Below are 8,646 nucleotides of genomic sequence, written 5' to 3' on the forward strand. Positions count from 1 at the left end.
GCCCCTTCGGGGACAGCGGTACCGCTAGGAGGCCTTGGCCTTCTCGGCCTCCGGCTTGGCGGCGACCGGAGCCGGCTTGGCGGCCTCGTAGAACTCCTCGCGGGGACTCTCCATCGCGCCGAGGGAGACGACCTCGCGCTTGAGGAACATCGCCAGCGTCCAGTCGGCGAACACGCGGATCTTGCGGTTCCAGGTCGGCATGGCCATGCCGTGGTAGCCACGGTGCATGTACCAGGCGAGCCGGCCCTTGAGCTTGATCTTCATCTTGCCCATGACGATCATCGCGACGCCCTTGTGCAGGCCGAGACCGGCGACCGCACCCTTGTTCGCGTGCTCGTAGTCCTTCTGCGGGAAGCCGCGCATCCCGGAGATGACGTTGTCGCCGAGGACCTTGGCCTGGCGCAGCGCGTGCTGGGCGTTCGGCGGGCACCAGGCGTTCTCGACACCGGCCTTGCGGGCGGCCATGTCCGGGACCTGGGCGTTGTCGCCGGCGGCCCAGATGTAGTCGGTGCCCTGGACCTGGAGCTTCTCGCTGCAGTCCACGTGGCCGCGGGGGCCGAGCGGCAGGCCGTAGCGGGCCAGCGCCGGGTTCGGCTTCACACCGGCGGTCCACACGATGGTGTTGGAGTCGACCTCGAGGCCGTTCTTCAGCACCACGTGGCCGTCGACGCACGAGTCCATGGAGGTGGAGAGGTAGATCTCGACCCCACGGCCCTCGAGGTGCTCCTTGCCGTACTTGCCCAGCTTCGGGCCGACCTCGGGAAGGATCTTGTCGGCGGCGTCGACGAGGATGAAACGCATGTCCTCGCGCTTGACGTTGCTGTAGTACTTCGCAGCGTCACGGGCCAGGTCCTCGACCTCGCCTATGGTCTCGGCGCCGGCGAAGCCGCCGCCGACGAAGACGAAGGTCAGCGCCTTGCGGCGGACGTCCTCGTCGGTCGTCGAGTCGGCCTTGTCCAGCTGCTCGAGCACGTGGTTGCGCAGGCCGATGGCCTCTTCGATGCCCTTCATGCCGATGCCCTGCTCGGCGAGGCCGGGGATCGGGAAGGTACGGGAGATCGCGCCGAGGGCGATCACCAGGTAGTCGAAGGGCAGCTCGTACGCCTCGCCGACGAGCGGCGAGACCGTCGCGACCTTGCGGTCCTGGTCGATGGTCGTGACCCGACCGGTGAGAACCTCTGCCTTGGGCAGCACGCGTCGCAGCGGGACGACGACATGCCGAGGCGAGATGCTGCCGGCGGCAGCTTCGGGGAGGAAGGGCTGGTACGTCATGTACGACCGCGGGTCGACGACCGTGACGGTCGCCTCGCCGTAGCGCATCTTCTTGAGAATGCGCCGAGCTGCGTACAGGCCTACGTACCCACCGCCTACAACGAGGATCCTGGGACGCTCCGTGGTGCTCATGCCATCGAGTATCCACCCCCCTCGGAGGGGACGCTCGTGAGCCCCTTCACAAGGTGTTGGCTCCACTCTGCTACACTCCGCCGCCCACGTGACCCAGGTCATGGTTCCCAGGGGGAACCACAGGGTGCCGGGGGACGTTGATCACCCCTCTGAGCTGGCCCCTAGGGCTGCGGGGCCGCTGGACCGCCGCTCCTTTGGCTCTGGGGGCGCGGTCGGCCGCCCGCCTTCGAATGTGCCCGTCCGGGCCCAACAGGCGGGCACAAAGGGCCTTGAGGAGCCTCTACGGGCGTGTCAGGACGCTTTTCCTTGTGAAGAACTTCACGAACTTTCTCGCGAGCACCCCTCCAGGCCGGTCCGGCAGGCCCTTCCGGGGGCGGCCGGAGCGTCGTCGGGCGGGCGCCCACGCTCGGTGCCAGGCTGAGGCGCAGACCCCGGGAGAGACCGGGGAAGTCCCGGAGAAAGGGAATGGCGTGATCACCACTGACTTCGTGCCCGGCTCCCCCTGCTGGCTCGACCTCGGCGCCCCCGACATCGACGCGGCGGCCGCCTTCTACGGCGCCGTGTTCGGCTGGCAGGCCCAGGCGTTCGACCAGGAGGCGAGCAGCTACAAGTCGTTCCGGCTCGACGGCAAGGTGGTGGGAGCGGTCGGGCAGCTCACCGAGGAAGGCGCCCGCCCGGCCTGGACGGTCTACTTCCACACTCCCGACATCGACTCCACCGTCAAGGCGGTCGAGCAGGCCGGCGGCTCGGTGCGCACCCCGCCCTCCGAGGTGTCGGACGAAGGACGGTTCGCCCAGCTCACCGACCCGCAGGGGGCCCAGTTCGCGGTCTGGCAGCCCGGCTCGTACCCGGGGATCCAACTGGCCGACGCCCCCGGCAGCCTCGGCTGGGTGGAGCTCTACACCACCGACTCGACCGCCGCGCAGACCTTCTACGGCACCGTCTTCGGCTGGTCCGGCCAGGACATGGAGCTCCCCGGCGACGGCGGCACGTACACGATGGTCACGCCGAGGGACCAGCCGGCCGAGCGGATGTTCGGCGGCATCATGCCCGTCCCCCAGATGTTCTCCTCGGGCGAGAACCGGCCCTACTGGCACCCCGTCTTCGGCACCGCGGACTGCGACGCCACGGTCGCCCTCGTGCGGGAGAAGGGCGGCTCGGTCTCGATGGGCCCCGAGGACGCGGAGGGCGTGGGCCGGCTCGCGGTGTGCAACGACCCGGCCGGGGCGGAGTTCGTCGTGCTCACCCCGTCCCCGACTCCGACCTTCTGACGCGGACTCAGCCGGTGGTCCGGGCGGCGACGCTGTACGCGATGCCGTCGAGGATCGCGCACGAGTGCGCTTCCATCCACGGTGCGCCGTGTACACGATGATGCGTACACTGACTTCATGACTGAGAACACAGTGACCGTACGGGAAGCTCGCGCGCACCTCGCCGATCACATCAACCGGGCCGAGGGAGGCGTCCCGACCGTCATCACACGCAACGGCGCACCGGTGGCAGCCGTGGTCCCGATCGCGGACTTCGAGGCGTTGGAGGAAGCGGCCGATGTGATGCTGGCGCGCGAGGCCGAAGCAGTACTGGCCGAGGGAGGCAGCACCGTAACCATGGCGGAACTGCTGGCGGACCTGTTCACCGAGCAGGACGGCGAGGCGGCGTGAAGTACGCCTTCCGGTTCACCACGGCGGCACAGCGTCAGCTTCGGGCGATCAGCCGCCCCGATGCCATGCGCATCCTGACCGCGTTGACCGCACTCGGTGACGACCCGTACCGCCAGGACGCCGACGTCAAGAAGCTCACCGGCCCGTCGGGCCTCTACCGGCTCAGGGTCGGTAGCTACCGGATCGCCTACCAGATCAACGATGGCGAACTCGTCGTCCTCGTGGTCAAGGTGGGCGACCGGCGGGACGTCTATCGCAACCTGTGACGCCCCGCCCGGCGGCACCGCCTCAGCGCACCTCGGCGGCGCAGCTGTGAGCGATGCCGTCGAGGATGTCGTGCTCGCTGACGACCACCTCGCGGGCCCCGGTCCGCCGCATGACCGTGAGCAGGACGAGCGCCCCGGCCGCGATCACGTCGACGCGGCCGGGGTGCATCACGCCGATTGCCGCACGCTCGTCGTGCGTCGAGTTCAGCAGCATGGTGGTGACCTCCTCGACCTGCTCGTAGGAGATCCGCGAGTGGTGGATGGCCTCGGAGTCGTACTCCTCGAGGCCGAGCGCGATGCCCGCGACCGTGGTCACGGAGCCGGCGAGCCCGACCAGGGTGTGCGCCTGCCGGATGGGCACGGTCTTCTCGACGTCGTCGATCGCCGCCTCGATGTCCGCGGTGATCGCGGCGATCTGTTCCGGCGTCGCCGGACTGCTCGGCGCGTGCCGTTCGGTCATCCGTACACAACCGATGTCGACGGACCGGGCGGCCCGGGCGTGCTCCTCGCCCACCACGAACTCGGTGGAGCCGCCGCCGATGTCGACGACCAGATAGGGACGGTCGACGTCGGAGCGGCCGTCGAGCGAGTTCGTGGCGCCGGTGAAGGAGAACTCGGCCTCCTGGTCACCGGTGATCACCTCCGGCTCCACGCCGAGGATGTCGAGCACGCCGGCGACGAACTCGTCGCGGTTCTCCGCGTCGCGCGACGCGGACGTGGCGACGAAGCGGACGCGGCGGGCGCCGTGCTCCTCGATGACGGCGGCGTACTCACGGCAGGCGTCGAACGTCCGCTTCAGCGCCTCCGGGGCGAGCCGGCCTGTGCGGTCGACGTCCTGGCCCAGCCGGACGATGGTCATCCGGCGGTCGAGGTCGACGAGCTTCCCGGTGGCCGGGTCGACGTCCGCGACCAGGAGCCGGATGGAATTGGTGCCGCAGTCGATTGCGGCGACGCGGGTCATGTCGGCGGTCTCCTCGGTGATCAGGCTTCGGGCGTCACGCAGGGCGACACGCACGGGCCCTTGGCCCACCACTCCGGCAGCATCGCGATCGCCTCGTCGCCCAGCGGGTTGACGCCGGGGCCGGCCGCCAGCGAGTGGCCGACCAGCACGTGCAGGCACTTCACCCGGTCCGGCATGCCGCCGGCACTGGGGAAGCCCTCCAGCACCTCGATGGCGTCACGGCGCCGGATGTAGTCCTCATGGGCCGCCCGGTAGGCGGCGGCGAGTTCGGGATCGGTCGCCAGGCGCTCGGTCATCTCCTTCATGACGCCGTTCGCCTCGAGCGTGCCGATCGCGGAAGCCGCCCGCGGGCACGTCAGGTAGTACAGCGTCGGGAAGGGGGTGCCGTCGGGGAGCCGCGGGGCGGTCTCGACGACGTCGGGCTGCCCGCAGGGGCAGCGGTGCGCGATCGCGCGCAGACCGCGCGGGGGCCGGCCGAGCTGCTCCTTGAACGCGGCGATGTCCGCGTCGGTGGGCTCGGTGGGTTCGGTGGTGGGAGGAGGTGTTTCCATGCCTGCCTTGTTCGCTGACTTAACCGTGCTGCGGGCCGTCGGCGCTGTCCACGCCGTTCCATACGTTCGAGTACCAGGGCCGGTCGGCCGCACCGCCCTCTTCCTGCTGCTGCTCGGCGGCCTCGGGATCGATCATGGTGTATCCGGTCTCCCCGGGCAGGACGTAGTGCAGGTGCTCGCGCGCCAGGCGCCGGATGTACATGTCGTCCTCGAGACGCGCCTTCTCGTCCTTGAGCTGCTCGACGCTCTTACGGGCCTCGTCCATCAGCCGTTCCTGCTCGGCGATCTCGGCCCGCTGCGAGACGTACTGGCGCATCGGGTAGGCGAGTGCGACGACGAGCGAGCAGACGACGAGGGCGAGGAAGGCCGCGCGTCCGGTGAGGCGGGAGCGGCGGGCCTGGCGGCGGTTCTGGGACCGGTAGACACGGGCGGCGGTCTGCTCGCCGAGCAGCCGCAGCCTGGTCGCGGTGGAGAACCGGTCCGCGTCCGGCGTGCGTGCCATTCCTCTCGCCTCCCCTTCACACGCGTACGTCCCCGGACACGGTACGGGACCGCGGCCGGGGACGTACGGACGACAGGGCGTCAGGCGGTGATCGTCGGGACGATCAGCCCTCGTACCTGCTGCGCCTACTGGTCCGCGAAGCGGAACCGCGGGAACGCGCTGCGGCCCGCGTACACCGCCGCGTCGTCGAGGATCTCCTCGATGCGCAGCAGCTGGTTGTACTTGGCGACGCGCTCGGAGCGGGCCGGGGCGCCGGTCTTGATCTGGCCGCAGTTGGTGGCGACGGCCAGGTCGGCGATGGTGACGTCCTCGGTCTCGCCGGAGCGGTGGGACATCATGCACTTGAAGCCGTTGCGCTGGGCGAGCTCGACGGCGTCGAGGGTCTCGGTCAGCGAACCGATCTGGTTGACCTTCACGAGCAGGGCGTTCGCGGCGTTCTCCTCGATGCCGCGGGCCAGGCGCTCCGGGTTGGTGACGAAGAGGTCGTCGCCGACGAGCTGCACCTTGGCGCCGAGCTTCTCGGTGATGGTCTGCCAGCCGGCCCAGTCGTCCTCGAACAGCGGGTCCTCGATGGAGACCAGCGGGTAGGAGTCGACGAGCTCCGCGTAGTACTCGGTCATCTCGGCGGCCGAGCGGGACTTGCCCTCGAACTCGTACGAGCCGTCCTTGTAGAACTCGGACGCGGCGACGTCGAGCGCGAGCGCGATGTCCTTGCCCGGGGCGTAACCGGCCTCCTTGATGGCCTCGAGGATGAGGTCCAGGGCGGCGCGGTTGGAGTCGAGGTTCGGCGCGAAGCCGCCCTCGTCGCCGAGACCGGTGGACAGGCCCTTCTGCTTCAGGACCTTCTTGAGGGTGTGGTAGACCTCGGTGCCCCAGCGAAGGGCCTCGGAGAAGGACTCGGCGCCGATCGGCGCGATCATGAACTCCTGGATGTCCACGTTGGAGTCGGCGTGCGAGCCGCCGTTCAGGATGTTCATCATCGGAACGGGCAGCAGGTGCGCGTTCGGGCCGCCCAGGTAGCGGAAGAGCGGCAGGTCCGAGGCCTCGGAGGCGGCGTGCGCCACGGCGAGGGAAACGCCGAGGATGGCGTTGGCGCCGAGGGAGGACTTGTCCGGGGTGGCGTCCAGGTCGAACATCGCCTGGTCGATCAGCCGCTGCTCGGTGGCGTCGTAACCGACGAGCTCCGGGCCGATCTGCTCGATGACGGCGAGGACGGCCTTCTCGACACCCTTGCCCTGGTAGCGGTTCTGGTCACCGTCGCGAAGCTCGAGAGCCTCGAACGCACCGGTGGAGGCGCCGGACGGAACTGCAGCACGACCCGTGCTGCCGTCGTCGAGGCCAACCTCGACCTCGACCGTGGGGTTACCTCGGGAGTCCAGGATTTCCCGGGCTACGACGACGTCGATGGACGGCACGAGCATCTCCTTCTGGGATGTGACGCGAGAAAAAGTGCAGAGGTCTGCTTGGCCTTGCGGCAAGAGCCTAACCGCCTCGGGGGCAAAGGCCGGCCGATGCCCGCCCCCTGGGACGAAAAAGGGCATCAAGACCCTTGGGACGGGGCAAACAGGGCGGTATCTACCTGTGGGTAACCGGCATTCGGGCCTTGGCCCTCGACGGACCGAACCCCGGCCCGGCGCTTTCGGGGGAAGGTGCGCCGGACCGGGGTGCTCGGATCCCGTTCGGAAGACGGGTGGCCTCCCACGACCGCCGGACCGTGGGAGGTAGGGGTGGGTCAGCTCAGGTGGAACTGCTGACCCGGGTGGATCACATCGGCGTCCTCGACGATGTCCTTGTTCAGCTCGAAGAGCTTCTCCCAGCCGCCCTTGACCTTCTCTGCCTCGGCGATGGTGCTCAGGGTGTCGCCGGCCTTGACCTTGTACTCGCCGTCGCCCTTCTTGAAGGACTTGGCCTCGCCAGCGGCGGGCTTCTCGGCGTTCTTCGCCGGGGCCTCGGCGCGCTCGGAGCGCGTGGTGGGGGCCTCGGCGCGCTCCTGGGCCGGCTCGGTGGGCTCGGCCTCGGCGGAGCCGGCGTCGTTGGCAGCGTCGGACAGGCCGACGCCACAGCTCGGCCAGGCGCCCTTGCCCTGGCCGGCCAGGACCTTCTCGGCTATCTCGATCTGCTGGGACTTGGAGGCCTGGTCGGCGGTCGCGGCGTACGCGGTGCCGCCGTACGCGGCCCAGGTCGAGGTGGAGAACTGCAGGCCGCCGTAGTAGCCGTTGCCGGTGTTGATGGACCAGTCGCCGCCGGACTCGCACTGGGCGACGGCGTCCCACTCGGCCGTGGTGGCGGCGGAGGCGGTGCCCGCACCGAGCAGCGGCGCGGCGACGGCCGCACCGGTGATGCCGACGAAGGCGGCGATACGGGTCGCCCTGGAAGCGCGGCGGTGCTTGGCGTTGCCGGAAGAACGCAGCATGGAGCTATCTCCTCACCGACGCCTGCGAGGTGAGCTGTCGGGTTCGGGCCTGTGAGTTGCCCGGCCGCACGTCACTGACGCGCGGTCTTCACCCCCAGCCGGTTCCGTTCCGCCGGTCTCCACGGTCCGGCCGACCTCGACGTACGGTCGGCCTCTCGCGTTCTCGGCTCACGGGCCCGGCACTTACCTGGGTCCCCCGCTCCTGCCTTCGGCGCTCTGAGCGACGACTGTTCCCCCCGACCGACGGCAGGATTCGGCGTATCGGTCGACGGTGCCCGCGATGGCGAACGGTTCAGACGGTAGACACACGACTCCCCGATGTTCAAAGTCGAACATCGGGGAGAAATCGCCCGAACCGGCCACCTATGAGTGTCCGTTTTCGCAGGTGAGGGGCGGAGTGGGCGAATTCGCAGGGGGATTTGCCGCAGTTGCAGCAAAGAGACCCTTGTCTCACTCGCACACAACGGACATAAGCCCGCGAAACGCTACGCGAACTAGCCCCGGTTCAGGCCGAGATCGAGGCTCTGACCGGGCAGGATGAGGTCCGGGTCGGCCCCGACGGTCCCCTCGTTCGCCTCGTAGAGCGCCGGCCAACCGCCGGGCACGTCCTTCTCGGCGGCGATGTCGCACAGGTTGTCGCCGGGCTGAACGGTGTAGGTGCCGGGGCGGGTTGCCTCGTCGACACCATTACGACCTGAACTGTCACCACGTGAGGCATGGCGGCCACTTTCGCGACCTTCTTCCGTATTGCCCGTTTCCGCCTCGTCGTCGGCGGGGGCGCCGCGGTGCTTGCCGGCGCCGCTCGTCGCCTCGTCGGAGGGAGCGGCGTCCGTAACGCCGTCGGACGCGTCGGGAGCGTCCGGAGCCGTGGTGGTCCCGTCCGTGGAG

General features: G+C 69.5%; 10 protein-coding genes and 1 riboswitch. Of the genes, 3 read left to right on the plus strand and 7 right to left on the minus strand.

The annotated features are described in order from the left end of the window. Positions 1-24 precede the first annotated feature (24 nt). On the minus strand, positions 25-1,404 hold the full coding sequence (locus ACWGH4_RS25375) for an NAD(P)/FAD-dependent oxidoreductase (RefSeq protein ID WP_453464964.1): 1,380 nt from the start codon (positions 1,402-1,404) through the stop codon (positions 25-27). A 470-nt stretch (positions 1,405-1,874) separates the two neighbouring features. Between ACWGH4_RS25375 and ACWGH4_RS25380 the strand changes: the two genes are divergently transcribed. From ACWGH4_RS25380 to ACWGH4_RS25390, 3 genes are all read left to right on the plus strand, one after another. Continuing rightward, complete coding sequence (locus ACWGH4_RS25380; RefSeq protein WP_453464967.1) at positions 1,875-2,675, plus strand: VOC family protein; 801 nt, start codon at positions 1,875-1,877, stop codon at positions 2,673-2,675. A 117-nt stretch (positions 2,676-2,792) separates the two neighbouring features. After that, positions 2,793-3,065: a type II toxin-antitoxin system Phd/YefM family antitoxin gene (locus ACWGH4_RS25385; RefSeq protein WP_453464970.1), complete on the plus strand. Its 273-nt coding sequence runs from the start codon at positions 2,793-2,795 to the stop codon at positions 3,063-3,065. Continuing rightward, complete coding sequence (locus tag ACWGH4_RS25390) at positions 3,062-3,331, plus strand: type II toxin-antitoxin system RelE family toxin (protein ID WP_356661408.1); 270 nt, start codon at positions 3,062-3,064, stop codon at positions 3,329-3,331. The genes ACWGH4_RS25385 and ACWGH4_RS25390 overlap by 4 nt, the downstream gene beginning before the upstream one ends. A 22-nt stretch (positions 3,332-3,353) precedes the next feature. Here the strand turns inward: ACWGH4_RS25390 and ACWGH4_RS25395 are convergent, their stop codons facing one another. The 6 genes from ACWGH4_RS25395 to ACWGH4_RS25420 all read right to left on the minus strand — a co-directional run. Beyond that, on the minus strand, positions 3,354-4,292 hold the full coding sequence (locus ACWGH4_RS25395; protein ID WP_453464984.1) for a Ppx/GppA phosphatase family protein: 939 nt from the start codon (positions 4,290-4,292) through the stop codon (positions 3,354-3,356). A 20-nt stretch (positions 4,293-4,312) separates the two neighbouring features. Beyond that, entirely contained in the window at positions 4,313-4,843 is a 531-nt protein-coding gene (locus ACWGH4_RS25400; RefSeq protein WP_360045375.1) for a DUF501 domain-containing protein, read from the minus strand. Between the two features lie 19 nt (positions 4,844-4,862). Then, on the minus strand, positions 4,863-5,345 hold the full coding sequence (locus tag ACWGH4_RS25405; protein WP_441267003.1) for a septum formation initiator family protein: 483 nt from the start codon (positions 5,343-5,345) through the stop codon (positions 4,863-4,865). A 125-nt stretch (positions 5,346-5,470) separates the two neighbouring features. Further along, positions 5,471-6,766, minus strand: coding sequence for a phosphopyruvate hydratase (gene eno / locus ACWGH4_RS25410; RefSeq protein WP_453464975.1), 1,296 nt, complete (start codon positions 6,764-6,766; stop codon positions 5,471-5,473). Between the two features lie 311 nt (positions 6,767-7,077). After that, positions 7,078-7,758, minus strand: coding sequence for a transglycosylase family protein (locus ACWGH4_RS25415; RefSeq protein ID WP_453464978.1), 681 nt, complete (start codon positions 7,756-7,758; stop codon positions 7,078-7,080). 4 nt (positions 7,759-7,762) lie between these two features. Further along, a riboswitch (cyclic di-AMP (ydaO/yuaA leader) is annotated at positions 7,763-7,900 on the minus strand. Between the two features lie 352 nt (positions 7,901-8,252). Further along, on the minus strand, positions 8,253-8,646 hold a 394-nt coding region (locus tag ACWGH4_RS25420), incomplete at its 5' end, for a LysM peptidoglycan-binding domain-containing protein (RefSeq protein ID WP_453464981.1).

This window comes from Streptomyces sp. NPDC054847, assembly GCF_053610925.1.